This is a genomic window from Pseudarthrobacter sp. lyk4-40-TYG-27, assembly GCF_030209295.1.
In the GTDB taxonomy this organism is placed as follows: Bacteria; Actinomycetota; Actinomycetes; order Actinomycetales; family Micrococcaceae; genus Arthrobacter.
The window spans coordinates 139,666-158,267 of the sequence record NZ_JARVSH010000004.1; the positions used below are offsets into that span (position 1 = coordinate 139,666).

19 protein-coding genes are annotated in these 18,602 nt (G+C 67.6%); 9 read left to right on the plus strand and 10 right to left on the minus strand.

Annotation, left to right across the window (positions count from 1 at the left end; translation table 11 throughout):
• The first annotated feature begins 36 nt into the window (after positions 1-36).
• The 7 genes from QRM96_RS08275 (at position 37) to QRM96_RS08305 (ending at position 6,310) form a co-directional block, all read left to right on the plus strand.
• Complete coding sequence (locus QRM96_RS08275) at positions 37-1,653, plus strand: hypothetical protein (protein WP_285319164.1); 1,617 nt, start codon at positions 37-39, stop codon at positions 1,651-1,653.
• Entirely contained in the window at positions 1,650-2,453 is an 804-nt protein-coding gene (locus tag QRM96_RS08280) for a thymidylate synthase (RefSeq protein ID WP_109044344.1), read from the plus strand. Before QRM96_RS08275 ends, QRM96_RS08280 begins: the two co-directional genes overlap by 4 nt.
• Positions 2,450-3,034: a dihydrofolate reductase gene (locus QRM96_RS08285; RefSeq protein WP_285319167.1), complete on the plus strand. Its 585-nt coding sequence runs from the start codon at positions 2,450-2,452 to the stop codon at positions 3,032-3,034. Before QRM96_RS08280 ends, QRM96_RS08285 begins: the two co-directional genes overlap by 4 nt.
• Before the next feature lie 4 nt (positions 3,035-3,038).
• Positions 3,039-3,257: an NF038396 family protein gene (locus QRM96_RS08290; protein WP_018760496.1), complete on the plus strand. Its 219-nt coding sequence runs from the start codon at positions 3,039-3,041 to the stop codon at positions 3,255-3,257.
• Positions 3,258-3,642: 385 nt separating this feature from the next.
• Complete coding sequence (locus tag QRM96_RS08295; protein WP_285319169.1) at positions 3,643-3,873, plus strand: hypothetical protein; 231 nt, start codon at positions 3,643-3,645, stop codon at positions 3,871-3,873.
• 103 nt (positions 3,874-3,976) lie between these two features.
• Positions 3,977-5,119, plus strand: coding sequence for an aspartate-semialdehyde dehydrogenase (gene asd / locus QRM96_RS08300; protein WP_285319171.1), 1,143 nt, complete (start codon positions 3,977-3,979; stop codon positions 5,117-5,119).
• Between the two features lie 30 nt (positions 5,120-5,149).
• Positions 5,150-6,310, plus strand: a complete 1,161-nt coding sequence (locus QRM96_RS08305) for a cation:proton antiporter (RefSeq protein WP_285319173.1) — start codon at positions 5,150-5,152, stop codon at positions 6,308-6,310.
• Here QRM96_RS08305 and QRM96_RS08310 read toward each other — a convergent pair.
• The gene (locus tag QRM96_RS08310; RefSeq protein ID WP_285319175.1) at positions 6,307-7,407 is read right to left on the minus strand and encodes a winged helix DNA-binding domain-containing protein; all 1,101 of its coding nucleotides are present in this window, start codon (positions 7,405-7,407) and stop codon (positions 6,307-6,309) included. The genes QRM96_RS08305 and QRM96_RS08310 overlap by 4 nt on opposite strands.
• A gap of 49 nt (positions 7,408-7,456) precedes the next feature.
• Positions 7,457-8,524 carry a UDP-N-acetylmuramate dehydrogenase gene (locus tag QRM96_RS08315; RefSeq protein WP_285319177.1) on the minus strand — a complete coding sequence of 356 codons (1,068 nt, stop codon included), beginning with the start codon at positions 8,522-8,524 and terminating at the stop codon, positions 7,457-7,459.
• 185 nt (positions 8,525-8,709) lie between these two features.
• Here QRM96_RS08315 and QRM96_RS08320 point away from each other — a divergent pair, with 185 nt between their 5' ends.
• Complete coding sequence (locus QRM96_RS08320; RefSeq protein WP_285319178.1) at positions 8,710-9,690, plus strand: trypsin-like serine peptidase; 981 nt, start codon at positions 8,710-8,712, stop codon at positions 9,688-9,690.
• A gap of 108 nt (positions 9,691-9,798) precedes the next feature.
• Here the strand turns inward: QRM96_RS08320 and QRM96_RS08325 are convergent, their stop codons facing one another.
• From QRM96_RS08325 to QRM96_RS08355, 7 genes are all read right to left on the minus strand, one after another.
• Positions 9,799-10,236 carry a MaoC family dehydratase gene (locus QRM96_RS08325; protein WP_133830344.1) on the minus strand — a complete coding sequence of 146 codons (438 nt, stop codon included), beginning with the start codon at positions 10,234-10,236 and terminating at the stop codon, positions 9,799-9,801.
• Positions 10,237-10,238: 2 nt separating this feature from the next.
• Complete coding sequence (locus QRM96_RS08330) at positions 10,239-10,700, minus strand: FAS1-like dehydratase domain-containing protein (protein WP_018760506.1); 462 nt, start codon at positions 10,698-10,700, stop codon at positions 10,239-10,241.
• Between the two features lie 52 nt (positions 10,701-10,752).
• The gene (locus QRM96_RS08335; protein ID WP_018760507.1) at positions 10,753-10,977 is read right to left on the minus strand and encodes a DUF3188 domain-containing protein; all 225 of its coding nucleotides are present in this window, start codon (positions 10,975-10,977) and stop codon (positions 10,753-10,755) included.
• 43 nt (positions 10,978-11,020) lie between these two features.
• Positions 11,021-11,980, minus strand: a complete 960-nt coding sequence (locus tag QRM96_RS08340; protein ID WP_285319179.1) for a DUF2797 domain-containing protein — start codon at positions 11,978-11,980, stop codon at positions 11,021-11,023.
• Between the two features lie 28 nt (positions 11,981-12,008).
• Positions 12,009-12,872, minus strand: coding sequence for an HpcH/HpaI aldolase/citrate lyase family protein (locus tag QRM96_RS08345; RefSeq protein ID WP_018760509.1), 864 nt, complete (start codon positions 12,870-12,872; stop codon positions 12,009-12,011).
• A gap of 155 nt (positions 12,873-13,027) precedes the next feature.
• Positions 13,028-13,969 (minus strand): aldo/keto reductase, encoded by a 942-nt coding sequence (locus tag QRM96_RS08350; RefSeq protein WP_285319181.1) that lies wholly within the window; start codon positions 13,967-13,969, stop codon positions 13,028-13,030.
• A gap of 31 nt (positions 13,970-14,000) precedes the next feature.
• Entirely contained in the window at positions 14,001-15,713 is a 1,713-nt protein-coding gene (locus QRM96_RS08355; RefSeq protein WP_285319183.1) for a glycoside hydrolase family 13 protein, read from the minus strand.
• Positions 15,714-15,809: 96 nt separating this feature from the next.
• Between QRM96_RS08355 and QRM96_RS08360 the strand changes: the two genes are divergently transcribed.
• Complete coding sequence (locus QRM96_RS08360; protein ID WP_285319185.1) at positions 15,810-17,018, plus strand: ROK family transcriptional regulator; 1,209 nt, start codon at positions 15,810-15,812, stop codon at positions 17,016-17,018.
• Here QRM96_RS08360 and QRM96_RS08365 read toward each other — a convergent pair whose 3' ends face one another.
• The gene (locus QRM96_RS08365; RefSeq protein ID WP_285319186.1) at positions 17,019-18,590 is read right to left on the minus strand and encodes a Na+/H+ antiporter; all 1,572 of its coding nucleotides are present in this window, start codon (positions 18,588-18,590) and stop codon (positions 17,019-17,021) included.
• Positions 18,591-18,602 lie beyond the last annotated feature (12 nt).

Consider the following 18,602-nt stretch of genomic DNA (forward strand, 5'->3'; position numbering starts at 1 on the left):
GACTGGGGGACCACGCACTGTTCTGGGGGGGATAACGTGCACGCTGCCACCATCGCTGTTTTCGACGACGTTCCACCGCTGGCCCTGCTGTGGCCCCTTGTCCTGGCCGGTGGAGTGTACTGGCTCCTCTCCAGGGTCATCCGGGGAGCGAGGGAGGGCAGCCCCAGGGCGTCGGCGTCGCGCCACGCCTTCCTGGCGGGGCTGGTCGGGTGGCTTGCCAGTTCCTTGGTACCCGCCGCGAACGCAGGGATCATTCCCCTCCCCCACTCAGCGGCCATCCCGGCAGCCATCCTTCCTGCCCTTGCTTGGCCGGTCCTCGGTTGCTTGGCTGCGCATGTCCTTGGGCAACTGAGTTATCCCCGGCGGCAGTCGCCACCGGACACTCCATGCGGACCCCGGCGGCGGATCCGTGACATCGTTCCGCGCCGCCTTGGATGGACGGTGGCGGCCATTTTCGCGGGAGCCGCCGCGCTCATCGCGTGGATGTCCGCGCTGCCGGGTTTTCCTTCCCGCGCCTACGAGTCACGGCCCGACGGCCATGGGGGTTTCACCACTTTCGGTGGGGAAGGGCGCATCCCGGGCCAGGAGCTGGCACCGTACCTGGGCGGCGCCCTGATCGTCCTGGCGGCAGGGACGTTGTTCGTCCTGGCCTTGGCCGCCCGCCGGCCGCCTCTCACCGGCCTGACTCCGAGGGAGGATCACCTGCTGCGGGTAATCGCCGGCAACCGCCTCCTCCGGACGGTGGCAACTGTGGCGTCCGGGCTGGGGGCGATCGCCGGAAACCACGCAGCGCGTCCCGATCCGGCCACCGGAACCAACAGTTGGGCCAATCCTGCCGGTGCCCTGAACCTGGTGGTCCTGGTGGTGATGCTCCTCTGGCGCCCGCCTGCCCTCCCGGACCAACGGCCACCCCGCAAGTCCGCCCAGGTCACTGCCCGGCCCGAGACGATGCTGGCTGTATCAGTGGGACCGGCCATGGGGCTCGCGGCGTTCGTTTCCGTGCCGGTGGCTATTTTCGTCCCGTGGGCGGTGACAGGGCATGCCGACCTGGTGGCGGCCGTGTCAGCGGCTGCGGTGCTGGCCGTTGTTTCGCTCGGGGAATTGGTGATGCACCGCAATCACGGCTGGGCTGGCGCGCCCCGGCATTGGCCCCGGCAGCCCGTGCATCCCGCCTTGATGGTGGCTCTTGCGGCAGCGGCAGCTCTCCTGACGGCGGTGATCGCCTGTGTCGCAGGCCGGCAGGCTGAACTCGGGGTGCAGGCCGCGTGGGAGGTGACAGTATGGGCCAGCGCAGGCACAGCGCTCCTCTCTGCCGTCCCCCTCGCCCTCGCGAGGCGCCGCCGCAGTGTTGCGCCCGGGGTCCCGGGACTCGACGCAGCCCTCCGGGCCATCACGGTATACCGAGTGGCGCGGACGCTGACAGCCTTCTTCGCTGCCCAAGCGGGGGTGCTCCTGATGAGCGCGGGGCCCACCCTTGGGCGGCCGGCGGCTTCCGGTCCAGGCCCATGGGACGCGGTGTGGCAGGGGGCATCCGGCCTCGGCGCCTTGTTGACCGCCACCGCCGTACTGATCGCAGTGGCCCCGGTCTCCGTCATTGCCCGGGGCCCCGAAGCCAGCCTTTCGTTGGGACCACCCAGTAGACTTGGGGCGTGAGCATCCCTACGCCTTATGAAGACCTCCTGCGCGATGTCCTGGCCACCGGCACCCATAAATCAGACCGTACCGGCACCGGAACCACCAGCGTTTTCGGCCGCCAGATGCGCTTTGACCTCTCCAGGAGCTTCCCGCTGATCACCACCAAGCGGGTCCACTTCAAGTCCGTCGCCGTTGAACTCCTGTGGTTCCTGCGCGGCGAGACCAACATCAAGTGGATGACGGACCAAGGCGTCACCATCTGGAACGAATGGGCCGACGAAGACGGCGACCTGGGCCCGGTGTACGGCGTGCAGTGGCGTTCCTGGCCCACCCCCGACGGCGGCCACATCGACCAGATCGCCGAACTCATCGAGAACCTGAAATCGAACCCGGACTCCCGCCGGCACCTTGTGTCCGCCTGGAACGTCTCCGAGCTCAACGACATGGCGCTCCCGCCCTGCCATGCGTTCTTCCAGTTCTACGTGGCGAACGGCAAGCTCTCCTGCCAGCTCTACCAGCGCTCGGCTGACATGTTCCTGGGCGTGCCGTTCAACATCGCCTCCTACGCATTGCTCACCTGCATGATCGCCCAGCAGGTGGGGCTCGAACCCGGCGAGTTTGTCTGGACCGGAGGAGACGTCCACATCTACGAAAACCACATGGACCAGGTCCTCAAGCAGCTCGAACGCGAGCCCTACGAGTATCCACAGCTGACGATCACCCGGAAGCCCGCGTCGATCTTCGACTACACGCTGGAGGACTTCGACGTGGTGGGCTACCAGCACCACCCCACCATCAAGGCGCCGATCGCGGTATGAGCACCGAAAACTTCACCGATCCGCAGTCCTTCACGGAGGAACTGGCCGCCTCCGTCACCGGCGTGGGCCTGGTCTGGGCCCAGACCTCTGACGGGGTCATCGGGATGGACGGAGACATGCCCTGGCACCTGCCGGAGGACCTCAAGCACTTCAACCGGCTGACCACCGGGCACCCGGTCATCATGGGCCGCAAGACCTGGCTGTCCTTCCCGGACAAGTACCGTCCGCTGCCGGGGCGCACCAACATCGTCATCACCCGGCAGAAAAGCTGGGCCGGCACGCCGGAGGCGGAGGGCGCCGTGGTGGTTCCCTCCCTGGATGACGCGCTCCTTGAGTCGCAGTTCGTCGACGGCGGCGAGACAGTCTGGATCCTGGGCGGCGGCGATGTTTTCCGCCAGTCCACGGACCTCGCCAACGTCGCGGTGGTCACCACCATCGATGTGAAAGCCGACGGCGACACGTTCGCCCCGGAGCTTGGCCCCAGTTGGGAGGCCACGGCCTCCGTCCCGCCGGACGGCTGGCTGACTGCCGCCAACGGCACACGCTACCGATTCACCAAATGGTCACGGACCGAGGGCTAGGAACATGCTGAAGAAACCCGAAACCCTGTTCGTCCTGGGCTACATGCTGCTGCCCCTGCTGGCCTTGCTGTCCGCGATCGTGGGGCTGACCATGATCCTGGGCGGCAACAAGATCGCCGGGGCCATCGTGCTGGTGGTGGTCACTCAGGTGTTCACCTTCGGCGCGTTCTTTGCGCTGCGCGCCCGGAAAGCTGCCGTGCTGGAGCAGTCGGACCAAAGCTAGCGCTTACGGCGGCGGCATGGGGAGGCCACCCCATCGCGGGTAGCCCGGTCCTGGCCTAGGCTGGGTACGCGGCACTCTGGGGGCTGTCGAATAAAATATTGGGGGGAATCCTGGTGGCAGGAACTTTGTGGGGCGCCGACGTCGTGCAACTGCGGGCCCTTGCGCAGCATTTCAGCACGACGGCGGACGTGCTGCAGCAGTGACCTTCGACAGTGACCGTGAGCGTCGCAACGATGCCGTCCACGCCGAACATAAGGCCGCGCTTGCGCGGGGTGAAAAACGGGTGCTGCGGAACACCAGCACTGGCGAACTGCACAGTTACGCCGCAGACGAAATAGGGTTTTCCCCAGGCCGTGGCCACGTACAGGTCCAAACCTGGTGGGGTATGGGGATCCTGACCGGCGTCATGGTGCTCTTGACCCTCCTTTCCCTCGTCATACTGCTCAGGCCCCTGCCGGACGGCGGCCAGCCGTTCTGGGGCGCCCTGGTCCTCACTGCATTCGGCATTTTTGGAGCCTGGTATACCTTCGGCATGGCGAGGGACGAGTACCGGGCCAAGAAACTGCGGAAGGAAAGGCATGCGCCGGAACCCGGAGCAGGACCCCTCAGTGAATGAACCGCATGGCCGCACGAGGCGCCCGCCACCTCGACGGGGAGGGCCCGGCCGGCCGTGACGTAACCGACTGCGCCCGGCTGGTTCCGAAGTCTAAACTGGTCGAATGACTACAGCAGCTACCCCTTCCGTCGGCCTGGTCGGATGGCGCGGCATGGTCGGCTCCGTCCTTATGCAGCGCATGCAGGACGAGGGCGACTTCGCCAACATCAACCCGGTGTTCTTCTCCACCTCCAACGCCGGAGGTGCCGCGCCGTCGATTGCCGGAACAGCAGGAGGCAGCGCCGGCAAGCTCGAGAACGCTTTCGACGTCGACACGCTGGCCAAGCTGCCCATTATCGTCACCGCCCAGGGCGGCGACTACACCAAGCAGGTCCACGGCGAACTGCGCAGCCGCGGCTGGGACGGCCTTTGGATCGACGCCGCTTCCACCCTGCGCATGAGCGACGACTCCATCATCGTCCTGGACCCCATCAACCGCGACGTCATCGACAAGGGCCTGGTCAACGGCACCAAGGACTTCATTGGCGGCAACTGCACCGTGTCCTGCATGCTCATGGGCCTGGGCGGCCTGTTCAAGAACGGGCTGGTGGAGTGGGGCACCTCCATGACCTACCAGGCTGCCTCCGGCGGCGGAGCCCGGCACATGCGTGAATTGCTCAGCCAGTTCGGCACGCTCAACGCCGAGGTGAGCACGGAGCTGGACGACCCCGCATCGGCCATCCTGGACATCGACCGCAAGGTCCTCGCCCACCAGCGCACGGACATCGACGCCACCCAGTTCGGCGTCCCCCTGGCCGGCTCCCTGATCCCCTGGATCGATGCGGACCTGGGCAACGGGCAGTCCAAGGAAGAGTGGAAGGCCGGGGTTGAAACCAACAAGATCCTGGGCACCTCCGAAGAAAACCGGGTGATCATGGACGGTCTGTGCGTCCGTATCGGCGCCATGCGCTCCCACTCCCAGGCACTGACCCTCAAGCTCCGCGAGGACCTGTCCGTGGCCGAGATCGAGAAGCTGCTGGACGAGGACAACCAGTGGGCCAAGGTGGTTCCCAACACCAAGGAAGCCTCCATGGCGGAGCTGACCCCCGTTGCCGCCTCCGGCACCCTGGACATCCCGGTGGGCCGCATCCGCAAGATGGAAATGGGCCCGGAGTACATCAGCGCCTTCACTGTGGGCGACCAGCTGCTCTGGGGGGCTGCCGAGCCGCTGCGCCGCATGCTCAACATCGCCACCGGCAACCTGTAACAGCCGGCCCGGCCGCCACGGAGGCAGATCATGGCATTCCTGGTCCTCGCCTTGATCACCGTGGTTGCCATGGCCGGCCCGTTGCTGGCGCTGCCTGCCAGATGGCGGGTTCCAGTGGTGGCGGGCGAGCTGTTCGCCGGCGTCGCCATTGGACGGAGCGGGCTGAACCTCGTCGATGCCTCCGATCCCACGCTGCGGCTCCTGTCCGACGTCGGCTTTGCGCTGCTGATGTTTGTCGTCGGTACCCATGTGCCCGTCAGGGACGCCAGGATCCGGGCAGCCCTCGGCCACGGTGCGGTGCAGGCCGGGGTGGCTGCGGTCCTGGCTGCCGCCACCGGCGTTGCAGTTGCGGCGGCCTTCGGTACCGGCCATGCCCCGCTCTACGCGGTCCTGCTCGCTTCCTCCTCGGCGGCGATGGTCCTGCCGATCGTTGACTCCCTGGGCCTCAGCGGCCCTCCCGTGCTGGCCATGACGGCACAGGTGGCCATCGCCGATGTCGCCTGCATCGTTGCGCTCCCCCTTGCCCTGGACCCCGTGAACGCCGGCCGGGCCGCGGTAGGCTCCCTCGCCGTCGCGCTTTGCTCAGTGGTGCTGTTCCTGCTGCTGCGGCGCGCCGAGCAGTCAGGCGCCCGGGCCAGGCTGCATAAACTGTCGGAAAACCGGAGGTTCGCCCTGGAACTCCGGATCCAATTGGCAATCCTCTTCGCCCTGGCCGGACTGGCCGTGCTGAACAACGTATCCATCATGTTGGCCGGCTTCGCCTTCGGCCTGGTGGTAGCGGCCGTGGGTGAGCCCCGGCGCCTTGCCCACCAGTTGTTCGCGGTCAGCGACGGGTTCCTGGGCCCTGTCTTCTTTGTGTGCCTGGGCGCCTCACTGAACCTAAGCGAGCTGGCGGCGCACCCTGGCATGATCCTGCTGGGACTGTGCCTCGGTGGCGGATCACTGCTCATTCATGTGGTCCTCCGCCTGCTGGGCGTGCCGGCCATCCTCGGCGTGCTGTCCGCTGCCCAGCTTGGCATCCCGGTGGCCGCGGCCAGCATCGGAACCCGGACGGGGGTCCTGCTGCCCGGGGAGGGCGCCGCAGTGCTGCTCGGGGCCTTGGTCACGATCGCCGCGAGTGCCTTTGCAGGGCAGCGTGCCGCCCGGCGGTGGACGCCGCCGGCAGCTGCGAAGCCGCTTCCGACAACCTAGCGGGCCAGGAACTCCAGATACTCCCGCGCGGCCTTGGCAAGCGCTCTTTGGGCTGCCGGGCCGAACGCCGCGGCTGCGTCGAACATTTCGGGAACGACGACGGCGCTCCGGCCGGTGCCCCGGACCATCCAGGTGCCAGCCACCATTCCCGCGGCCACCAGGGTCTTCTTGAAGACGCCGTTGCCGCCCGGAACGATCAGGTCGAAGTGCTCCGGCGCCAGGACGGGCGTGCGGTCAGTGTAGCCGAGGACGAACTCGTCGAACCCGGGCAGCAGGTGCACGGAGCGGGCGCCCGGCAGGCCGGTATCGATGAGGGACGCTGTCTCGGGCGACATCCAGTATGTGGTCCCCTCCCATTCCAGCTGAGCGAGTTGCGCACTGACCTCCATGAGCGCGGACCTCACCTCGGTCAGCGGCAGCTGCGTCCACCAGGCGAAGTCCCGGAGCGTGGCCGGGCCGTGGCTGCGGAGGTAGCGCAGCAGGAATTCCGCCAGGGCCTCCTCCCGGTCCAGGCGGCGGGACGAGGGTATCCACTGGTCGTACGCGGCGATCAGCTGCTGGTTCCCGGCCAGGGGGCCCAGCACCAGCCAGCCGTGCCGGCAGAGCGAGCCCAGGAGGTGGACGCCCCGCTGCCCTTGGGTCGGCTGGCCGCCGGCGTCGAATTCCCGGAACAATTCCGGGCGGCTGATGGGGCCATCCGCCAGGATCCGGTCAAGGGCGATGTCCCGCGCCTTCTCAACGTCCGCCCACGCAATGTCCAGCTGGCGGTGCCGGGCAGCGATGCTCCGGGTGAGCCGATCGGCCGTTAGGTCGAGCATCCAGCGCAGGTCTTCGGGGGCCACCAGATGAAGCGTTCCGCGCATAGGCCAGGACCGCACCACCGCGCCGGTGTTGATGGCGGCACGCACGTCCGTGAGTCCGGCACCAGGCATCCGCACTCCCACCGCCCACAGGGCTGCGGGCAGGTCCTGCGCCTGCAAGGCAGTCATCCACCGGACCAGTTCCGGCACCGTGCCGCTTCCGCCCGCAAGCCGTTGCGACGCGAGCCGCAGCCTGCCTATCATCCTGCGGTCGCGCAGGGCACCTCGTGCAGCCATGGCCCCATCCTAGGCCGGGGCACGGCTGCCCGGAGCTACACCCGGTCCCTTAGAGTTCCAGTCCGATAAGCAGCGGCTCGGGGTGCAGCAGGATCCCAAAACGGCGTTCGACGCCGGTGCGCACCTCCCGCGCCACGGCCACCATGTCCGCCGCGCTGGCTGAGCCGCGGTTGGTGACGGCGAGCGTGTGCTTGGTGGACAGGGAGGCGCGGCCCGCGGATACGCTTCCCGGTTCCAGCCCGAACCCCTTGCCGAACCCGGCCTGGTCAATCAGCCACGCTGCCGAGAGTTTCACCAGTCCGTCCCCTCCTGCCGGATAGCGGGGAGCCGATTCGGGCAGCGTGTCGGCCACGTCCGCCGGGACGATGGGGTTGGTGAAGAACGACCCGGTGGAATAGGTATCCCTGTCGGAGGCGTCCCACACCATCCCCTTGGAGGCGCGCAGGCGGAGCACTTCCCGGCGGACGTCATTGGCGTAAGCGCGCTTGCCCACCTCGACGCCGAGGGAGCGGGCCAGCTCGGCGTACCGGATGGGCGCGCTCATGCGGCCCAGCGGCAGCTGGAATTCAACAGTAAGGACAACGTACCGGGGGGAACCGTCAACGGTGGTCCGCTTCAGGATGGAGTCACGGTAGCCGAATTCAAGTTCGGAATTGGTAAACGTCTGCACCGCGTTCCGTTCCCGGTCCCAGGTGCGGACGGCGGCGATGGTCTGGGATACCTCGGCACCGTACGCTCCCACATTTTGGACGGGCGTGGCCCCGGTGGAGCCAGGGATACCGGACAAGGCCTCTATCCCCGACCAGGCATGGCGAACGGCGTACTCCACCAACCGGTCCCAATTGTGGCCTGCCTGCACCACGACGGCCACGCCGCCGCACGAGTCCTCCGCATTCACGGTGAAGCCCTCCGAGGCGATCTTGACCACGGTCCCGGGGTACCCGTCGTCGGACACCAGGAGGTTGGAGCCGCCGCTGATGATCAGGACCTGCTCGCCGGCGGCATCCGCCGACCTGACGGCGTCGATAATCTCGCCCTCGGTCCGGGCCTCGATGAAGGTGCCGGCGGGGCCGCCGACGGCGGACGTGGTCAGCTGGGAAAGCTTGGTGGCAGTCACCCGTCAACAATACTAGGGAACGCCCAAGGAGCCCCGGCCAAGCGCCGCCTTGCAAGGAGTAACAGAATCAACAATTAACTAACAAGCTCAGTGTTGGATATTTACAAAGTTGTCATATATGCGTATTTTCGAGCCAGCGGATCACAGACCTGGGTCCGCTTTCCCCGATACCGCATAGGACAGCTATGACCATTACCAGGACTCTGGCCACGAGCCTCATGAGCCTATCGACAGCCGCAGTGTTCGCTTTCTCCTCGGCCGGCGGCGCAACAGCGGCACCCTCCGCCCCCGGGAACGACGCAGTTCCCGGGATCAGCAGCGCCAGGACAACCGGTGAGGCCGCCGACTACTGGACGCCGGAGCGGATGCGGGCAGCCGTCCCGGGCGATGCGCTCGCCAAGAAGGCACTCCAGCGGCAAAAGGGCAATGCTGCCCCGCTGGGGGAAACGCCCACTAATGGCACCGAAACCAAAATCAAGGGATCGGATCCAACGGTCCAGCCGATGGCGAACGCCAGCGAAAGCCCCGTCCCGCATATCGGCAAGGTGTTCTTCACCCTGGGCGGAACCGACTATGTGTGCTCGGCCAACTCGGTGGCCGCCGCGAACCGGAGCACTGTGTCCACTGCGGGCCACTGCATCAACGAGGGCCCCGGCGCCTTCGCCACCCGGTTCACGTTCGTCCCCGCCTACCTCAACGGATCAGCCCCGTACGGCAAGTGGACGGCCCGTGCCCTCTACGCCCCCACCCAGTGGAGCTCCTCGGGCAACATGCAGTACGACACCGGTTTCGCCGTCATGTCGCCGCTGAACGGCCGCAACCTCGCGGACGTCGTGGGCGCCTCCGGGGTCCGGTTCAATGCCGCCCGCGGCCTCGCCCACAAGGCATTCGGCTACCCGGCCGCACCTCCTTTCAACGGCGAATCCCTCAAGAGCTGCTCGGGGACGGCCACCAACGATCCCTATAACCCGCAGTTCAACACCCAAGGCATCCCCTGCAACATGACCGGCGGTTCGTCGGGCGGTCCCTGGTTCATTGGCACCTCCGCGGGCGGTTACCAGAACTCGGTCAACAGCTATGGCTACGGCAGCAACTCCACCACCATGTACGGCCCGTATTGGGGCTCGGTCATCCAGTCGGCCTACAACGCCGCCGCCGCTTCCTGACCCACACGTGCCAAAAAGGTTGAGGGAGGATGCCCGCGGGGCGTCCTCCCTCAACCGCGTTAAACAGCCGCACCCGTAAAAACGGCCAGGCTGGATGCCAGCGCCCGGTCAGGCCAGCTTGACCAGTGCCTGGGCCTTCATCAACACCTTCTGCCCCGCGGCCACAACCGTGAGGTCAATCCGTGCGGTGTTGGCCTCGGCATCGAGCTTTCCGATGATGCCGCTGACCTCCACGGTGGCGCCGGGTTCCGTGGTGCCTGTGGTATCGGCGACCAGGACGGGCTTGGTGAAGCGGGTCTGGAAATCGACGACGGCGGCAGGGTCGCCCGCCCAATCGGTGACCAGCTGGACGGCAGAGCCCATGGTGAACATGCCATGCGCAATGACACCGGGCAGTTCCACGCTGGTGGCAAAAGCCTCGTTCCAGTGGATGGGGTTGAAGTCCCCGGAGGCGCCGGCATATTTGACCAGGTCCGTGCGGGTCACCTCGACGGTGCGGTTGCCGATGTCCTGGCCGGGGCTGAGTTCAGTGAGGCTGGGGCGCATGGTTACTGTCCCTCTCCGCGGACCAGGATGGATGATGTGGTGGTGGTGACCTGCTCGCGGGAATCCCCGTCGCCGAGGGCAAAGATCTCTGAGCGGGTGGTGATCATGGCGCCGCCGCCCATGGCCCGGACACCGTCGACGTGCAGCTCCGCGACGAGGCGGTCTCCGGCCACGATGGCGCGGTGGTGGGTGAACCGCTGGTCGGCGTGGACCACGCGGGAGAAGTCGATTCCGGCTTCCGGATCCTCAATGAGCTGGGCATCGGCCCGCTGGGCGATGATGATGGCGAACGTGGGTGGGGCCACGAGATCGCGGTGGCCCAACGCCTTTGCTGCCTCAACGTCGAAGTGTGCAGCGTGCGTGGCCTTCACGGCGCGGGCGAACTCGCGGATTTTCTCCCGGCCAACGTCGTACACCTCTGCGGCAGGGTAGCTGCGGCCCTGCAGGTCCGGATTGATAGTCATGGATTCCAGCCTATCCTCAGCGCGTTGGCGGCAGGAAACGCGCGCCGAAACGCTACCGGCGGAGGTTCTTCCGGATGGACTGGCCGCGGACCACCATGCCGACGACGTGCAGCACCAGGCCCAGCCCGATCAGCGGCAGGGAAGCCATGGCCAGGCCCTGGTTGCCGCCGGTGTTGCCGATGAGGTTGAGGACAATGCCGACGGCAATCAGTCCCATCGCGCTGAAGACCAGGACTTTGTAGCGGGTTGGCGCGGTGGCCCAGAATTCGTTCAGCACCGTCCAAGTCTACCGAGCCCGGGGGCCCGGCAAACCCGGCGGGTCAGAACAGGGCTTCCTGAAGTGCCGGCACTGGTGAGGCGTACTCCCCCAGCACGATGGTCCTGGCGGCCAGTTGGGACAGGTTGACCACGAACCCGGCGTCCGTGCCGTCCAGCCGGGCCAGGGCGTTCGCTCCGCTCAGGGACGCGACGTCGAAGCCGTGGCACCCCCGGTCCAATGCGTGCGGGTACGCGTGGCGTGGCCCCGCCGCATGGAGGGCCCCGGCATGCACCGGCCGTACCCACTGCTCCGACACGGCATCGAAGCCCTCGACGGCGGTGCGGGCCAGCAGGGCCCGCACCTGACCCGCGGCGCGGGCGTTGACGGCCGTCAATTCGGCGGCCGGAAGGGGGTACAACAGGGCCTCGGCCTTGGCCGCGGACCGGACCTGCTGGGTCAGGCCGGCCTGCTCCGTCACCAGGTCCTCCAGGACACGCACCACCTTTCCGTCCCGTGCCCTGGCGACGTAAGTTGCCGCCGCGGCTCCCTGTTCGGCCAGCCGGTTCCACTTTCGCGGTCCGGAGGCCGTTCCCACCTTCGTGGTGCCGCCTGCGAAGCTGGCCACATACAGCCAGTGTTCCTGCATCAGGTAGTCCCGCAAGCCGGGCGTGACCCGGCCGCCACGATGGAAATCATGCATCAGCCGGGACTCGTCCAGCACGAAGCACCGCTCGCACTGTTTTCCGCGGGCTGCGGCCGCCGCCGAGGCGCAAGGGATGTGGTCCCGCCGCGTTGACGAGTGAACCACCGTATGCCCCAGGCAGGATTTCCCGGGACGGGCCACCTCGAAGCCCAGGCGTGCCCGCGGCGTGAGGCTGAGCTCCCGGAAGTCCCCGTCCGGTGACTGCAGGCGCAAAACCGGGCTGCCGGCGTCGTGCGCTGCTGTGGACGCCTGCGCCGCCGGGGAGGCGGGCACCCCATCCCAAAAGACCCCGTGGACCAGATAGGGGGTATCGGTCAACGGGGTCTGCTGCGGGAACGGGGCGGCGTTAAAGGGCCGGCTGGACCCCGAAGGCTACGGCGAGCTTCATGATCTTCTCGGCGCGGCCCAGGCGGGGCAGGTCGGAGCCGTCACGGATGACGCGGCCGTTGGCTTCGAAGTCGTTCATGAAGTCGGTGGCCCAGGCGACGTCGGACGGGGTGGGGCTGATGACCTCGTTGATCACCGGGGTCTGGTCGATCGCCAGGCAGAGCTTGCCGGTCATGCCCATCATCACCGTGATGCCGGTCTGTTCGCGCAGGATGGGGTGGTTGGTGCCCACGGTGGGGCCGTCAATGGGGCCCGGCAGGTTGCCCACCCGGCTGGCGACCACCAGCTTGGCGCGGGGGTAGGCCATGGCCTCCGGGGTGGCGGCCATGCCGGTATCGCGGCGGAAGTCGCCGGAACCGAACGCCAGCCGGAACGCGCCCTGTGCCTTGGCGATGTTGTTGGCTTCCTCGATGCCGACCGCGGATTCCACCAGCGGGATCACCGGGGTCTTGCCGTCCATGCGGTGGAAGCTCTCGGTCACCTGGTCAGCCGACTCGGTCTTGGCGAGCATGACCCCCAGCAGGCCCGGGGTGCCGCGCAGGCCCGCGAGGTCATCGGCCCAGAACGGGCTGGTGGCGTCGTTGATCCGGACCCAGGCCTGGCCGCCGGCGGTCAGCCAGTCCACCACATTGGCCCTGGCCTGGTCCTTCTGCGACGGGTCCACGGCATCTTCAATATCCAGGATGATCGAATCGGCCCGGGACACGGCCGACTGGTCGAAGAGCTCCGGCTTCATGGCATTGACGAGGAGCCACGAACGGGCGATCTCTGCGGGGATATTGCGTTCCGGCCTTACGGTTTCGGCGGCGATGGTAGACGTCATGGTTTCTACAGTATCCGCCCGGGAAGCGGCACGGCGAAGAAAACGGCCGGCTTGTGAGGATCAATACGAACTAAACGCGTTATGACCGGATACGGAAGCGGCGGGCGCCCTGATGACCATGCATCGGGACGCCCGCCGCCACCCTTGCGGAACGGTCAGGGGATGTTGCTGCCGCGCGCCGTCACCCAGAGCCGGTACCAGTCGGCCCGGGTCATGGCACCGGCCACCCTCTCCGCATCCGCACAGGCGAGGATGCGTTCGGGGTTGGCCGTCCCGATCACCGGCGCGATTCCGGACGGGTGCTTCATCAGCCAGCCCAGCAGGACCGCCTCGCCGGTGGTCCCGTACTGCACCGCGAGTTCCGCCACAAGTTCTGCGGTGGCGGCCTCTGCAGGGGCGGGGCTTTCCAGCTCCGCCCCGGTGTAGGCGCCGCGGGCGAGGGACCCGTACGCCTGCAGGGTGATGTTGTTGCGGGCGCAGTACTCCAGCGTGCCGTGCGGGAAGCTGTACTCCAGGTACTCCGGGTGGTTGACCAGGACCTGGCTTTCCAGCCATGCCCGCTTGAGCAGGCTCATTTCCAGCTGGTTGGCCACCACCGGCGTCTCCAGCCGGTCCTGCAAAGCCTCGATCTGGGCGGCGGACATGTTGGATACGCCCAACTGCCGGACCTTGCCTTCGGCCATCAGCTGCCCGACGGCGGACGCGACCTCCGCCGGGTCCGCCAGCGGATCCGGGCGGTGCAGCAGCAGGACGTCCACGAAGTCCGTCCGAAGCCTCCCGAGGCTGCCGTTGACCCGCTCCAGGATGCCTTCCCGGCTGAGGTCGTAGTGGGTCTGCAGGCCGCGTTCATTGAGCCGGATGCCGCACTTGGTCTGCAGCCGGATCCGCTCCCGCAGGCCCGGGGTGGCCGCCAGCACCTCGCCGAAAACTGCTTCCGACTTGCCCCGCCGGTAGATGTCCGCGTGATCGAACAGGGTGATCCCGGCGTCCATCGCCGCCTGGACGGCGGCAGCGGCCTGGTCCACATGCTTGGCTTCATGCGGCTCGTCAGACCAGCTGCCGCCCAGTCCCATGCACCCGTAGATGAGTTCCTGCATCAGGGGCACCCGGTTCCACGGCTGCCGTGCATCAGCGCAGCCACGCGGTGGTGTTCGCCGGCAGCTTGCCATCCTCCAGCGGCGAGCTGCTGACCAGCACTTCACCGGCGGGAAGGTCCACAGCCGTGGTCCCGAAGTTGGTCACCGACTGCCAGCCGTTGGGGCGCTTGAAGTGCAGCACATCCGGTGCGCCGGACTCGATCCACTCCAACTCTTCACCCGTGAGCAGTTCCCGGCGCAGCTTCAGGGCCTTGCGGTAGAGCTCCAGGGTGGAGCCGTCGGTGCCGTCCTGTGCCTCGACGGCGTACTTGCTGAACCAGTCCGGCTGCGGCAGGTGCGAGCCGCCGTCACCAAAGCCGAACGAGGTTCCCTCAACCTTCCACGGCAGCGGCACGCGGCAGCCGTCGCGGCCGATTTCCACGCCCTTGTTGCGGAAGTAGGACGGATCCTGGCGTTCCGAATCCGGGATGTCAGCCACTTCCTGCAGGCCCAGTTCCTCGCCCTGGTAGAGGTAGGCGGAGCCGGGAACTGCGAGCATCAGCAAGGTGGCGGCACGGGCCCGGCGTTCGCCGAGTTCCACGTCCAACTGGTCCTGTGGTCCGCCGGCGAGCAGCCAGTCCTTGCCGTCCTGGCCCTTGGCACCGGCCTTCTCCTTGGCCACCTGCGGCAGGCCGTAACGGGTGGCGTGCCTGACGACGTCGTGGTTGGAGAACACCCAGGTGGAGGAGGCACCGGTGGCAGCGGCCTCGGCAAGGTTGCGGGTGATGATCTCCTTGTACTCGGCGGCGTCGAAGTCGGCCTGCAGCAGGTCGAAGTTGAACGCCTGGCCCAGTCCCTGCGGACTGGCGTAGCGGGCGCGCCGGGTGGCGTGCACCCAGGCTTCGGCCACGGCGGTGCGCGGCGGGTTGTACTCGTTGAACACCTCACGCCATTCGGCGTAGATTTCGTGGACTTCGTCGCGGTCCCAGAACGGGTGCGAGCCGTCGTCGAATCCGTCCACACCGGTGTTGGCCGCGCTCAGTTCCAGCTTGGACAGCAGGGGCTCGGTGAGGTCCTTGGTCAGCGCGTGCGCCACGTCGACACGGAAGCCGTCCACGCCGCGGTCGGACCAGAAGCGCAGGGTCTTCAGGAAGTCGTCGCGGATCTCGCGGTTGGACCAGTTCAGGTCCGGCTGCTCCTTGGCGAAGATGTGCATGTACCACTGGCCGGGCGTGCCGTCCGGTTCGGTGATCCGCTCCCAGGCCGGTCCGCCGAACACCGAGTCCCAGTCCGACGGCGGGAACTCCCCGTTGGGGCCCTTGCCGTCGCGGAAGATGTAGCGGTCGCGGGCCGGGGATCCCTTGGGTGCGGCCAGCGCCTCCTGGAACCACCGGTGCCGGTTGGAGGAGTGGTTGGGGACGATATCGGCGATCAGCTTGATGCCGGCGTCGTGAAGGGCCTTGGCCATCTCGTCGAAGTCCGCCAGCGTTCCGAGCTTGGGGTCGACGTCGCGGTAGTCGTCCACGTCGTAGCCGCCGTCAGCGAGCGCGGAGGGGTAGAACGGGCTCAGCCAGACGGCGTCGATTCCCAGCGATTTCAGGTACGGCACCTTGGCGGTGATGCCCTTCAGGTCACCGATGCCGTCGCCGTTGGAATCCGCGAAGCTGCGCGGGTAGATCTGGTAGACGGAAGCCTGGCGCCACCAGTTGGGGTCGGCAAGGCGGTCGGAGTCGGACAGGGTTGCCAGCGTGGCGGTGGTGGACAAGGAACGGTCCTTTTCGTCGGTGCGGGTATATTTATATTGGATCTAAATTTACTTCCCCAAGTATTATCTGGTGCATTGTGCAGGAAGGTCAACAGCATGCCTGAGCTGGTTCCGGCGACTCCCCAACTGCTGCGGCGGGTCAGCGCCGGCGCGGTCCTTGAGTTCATGCGCTCCGCTGCGGCAGTGACCGTCACGGACGTCATGGCAGCCACCGGCCTGACCCGCGCCACCACCATTGCCGTCTGCGAGGATTTGGTCCGGCGGGGCTGGATCCTGGAGCGGGAGAACCAGCGCGAGTTCGGGGGCTACCAGAAGGGCCGGCCTGCCCGCCGGTTCGAACTCAACGACCGCGCCGGCGTAGTGCTGGGCATCGACATCGGATACGCCAAGGTCACCGTGGCGGTCTCGGACCTTCGGGGCACAACCGTTGGACGCGCCAGCCAGCCGTTCCAGGCCGGCGAGGTGGGATCCGCGGAACGCATTGCGTTCATTGATGGCGTTGCCATGGCCGCACTGCGCTCCGCCGGAGCGGCACCGGACCAGGTCCTGGCGGTCTGCGCCGGCGTGGCCGCGCCGGTGGACCGGCACGGGGAGGTGCTGGCAACGCAGGAATTCTGGGGCCTGTTCGATCTGGGACTGCGGCCGGCTTTGAAGGAGGCCCGGGGGTGGACTGTCCTGCTCGAGAACGACGCCAACCTGGCCGCCCTGGGCGAGCGGTGGCTGGGCTCGGCCGCCGGGATCGATGACGTCGTGGTGATCCTTGCGAGCGAACGGTTGGGATCCGGAATCGTGGAAGGGGGCCGGCTGGTGCACGGCAACCGCGGCAGCGCCGGCGAGCTCGCCTACCTGGATCTGGTGGACGGGGTGGGCGACACCTACGGGATCGCCCACCTGGCCCGGACATGGGCCGCGGAAGCCCTGGCCGGGTCCGCCCCCACCGCGCTCAGGGCCTTCCAGCCGGGCCGGGTCGAGGCCGAGCAGGTGTTCTCGGCCGCCGCGGACGGTGACGCCGTGGCCCGGGACATCCTGGACCGGCTGGCGGACAGGATGGCCCGGGTGGTGGGGACCGTGGCCACCTTGCTCAATCCGGAGCTGGTGGTGATCGGCGGCGGCGTGGCCAATTCCGCGGACGTGCTGCTGGGCCCCATCACCGCACGGCTAAAGGACTTTACCGCCACCCCCGCGCGGGTGTCCGTCTCCCCGCTGGGGGACTCGATCGTGACAGTGGGTGCGGTGCGCTGCGCCCTGGACTACGTGGAGAAGCATTCGCTCGACCTTGAGTTGGTTCTGCCGGCGCAGGCGTAGCTATTCCGGCATGATCATGGTGCGCAGGTCCAGTTGCCGCAGCACCCGGTCCGCCACCTCCGGATCCATGTCCGGTTCGTTGCGGGCCGCCACCACTTCCTGCCGCGCGGCATCCAACGCAATCGTCTGGACCGCGACGGCCAGTTCCCGCCCGCGCTTCCGTTTATCCGCCAAGGGCTCATCCGGCAGGTTGCCGCCCGCCAGCTCGACCTGCAGGCGGCGCATCCGCTCCTTGACCAGGGCCACCTTTTCCTGCGGCAGGTCCTTCATCAGGTGGTGCTGCTTCAGGGCCGCGACGGCGGCGGCCTGGGCGCGAGCGGCGAGTACCCGGACGGCGTCGCGTTCGGCCGTCCCGTCCTCGGAGGCTTTCAGGACGCGCATCAGCCACGGCAGCGTCAGGCCCGGAAGGACCAGCGTGGCCAGCAGCACCGCACAGGCAATCACCAGCAGGTAGTCCCGGCCGGGGAACGGCGCACCGTCTGCCAGGGTCAGGGGCAGTGCCAGGGCCAGTGCCAGGGTGGCGAGCCCGCGCATCCCGCACCACGTCAGGATGAGGACTTCCTTCCACGACGTGGGCTGGAGGACGTTCTTGCGCTTCCGGGCACCCGCGGCGAGGATGGCCAGCCACAGGAACCGGACAGCGAAGACCAGGATGCACACCACGGCGGCCACACCGGTCATGCCAAAAATATCGGCACCCTCATCCCGGATGACGTGCCGGATCTCCAGCCCCACCAGGCCGAAGGCCAGCCCCGTGACCAGCAGTTCCACGACGTCCCAGAAGGCGTTCCGAGTGACGCGCTCGGCTGCGTCCTGGGGGCGGGCGTGGCGCTGCATCTCGAGTGCGGTGACCACGACGGCAATTACACCGGATGCGTGCACCTCCTCCGCCAGGATGTAGGCGGCGAACGGCACCACCAGGGTCACTGCGCTCCGGGCGACCATGGACGTGACCAGCCTGGTGACCAGGGCGATGACCCACCCCATGGCGACACCGACCACCATGGCAAGCGCGGCGCCCAGGAGGAAGTTCAGGACGACGTCGGACCCCACCTTGGTGCCGCCCACGGCGGCGGCGACGGCCGCCTGGAAAATGACGATGGCGGCCGCGTCATTGAACAGGCCTTCGCTCTGCAGCACGGTAATCAGGCGCCGCGGCATGTGCACCCGGCCGGCCACGGACTCCACCGCCACGGGATCCGGAGGGGCCACCATGGCGCCGAGCGCGATGGCGGCTGGAACTCCGATGCCGGGAATCATCAGCCAGGCTGCTCCGGCCACCGCAGCGGTACTGATCACCACCAGGGCCACGGCCAGCATGATCAACGTGCGCCAGCGGACCCGGAACACCGCCCACGAGCTGCGCTGGGCGGTCGCGAACAGCAGCGGCGGCAGGAAGATGGGAAGAATCAGCTCGGGTGGAATCTCGAGATCCGGAAAACCTGGAATGAACGTCAACGCCACGGCCAGGAGCAGCATCAGGACCGGGTATGGCAGCCTCAACCGGTCGCCCAATCCGACGGCCACCACCGTGGCAAGCAGCAGGCCAATGATGAGGGCGAGCTGATCCATCCGGCTTCTGCC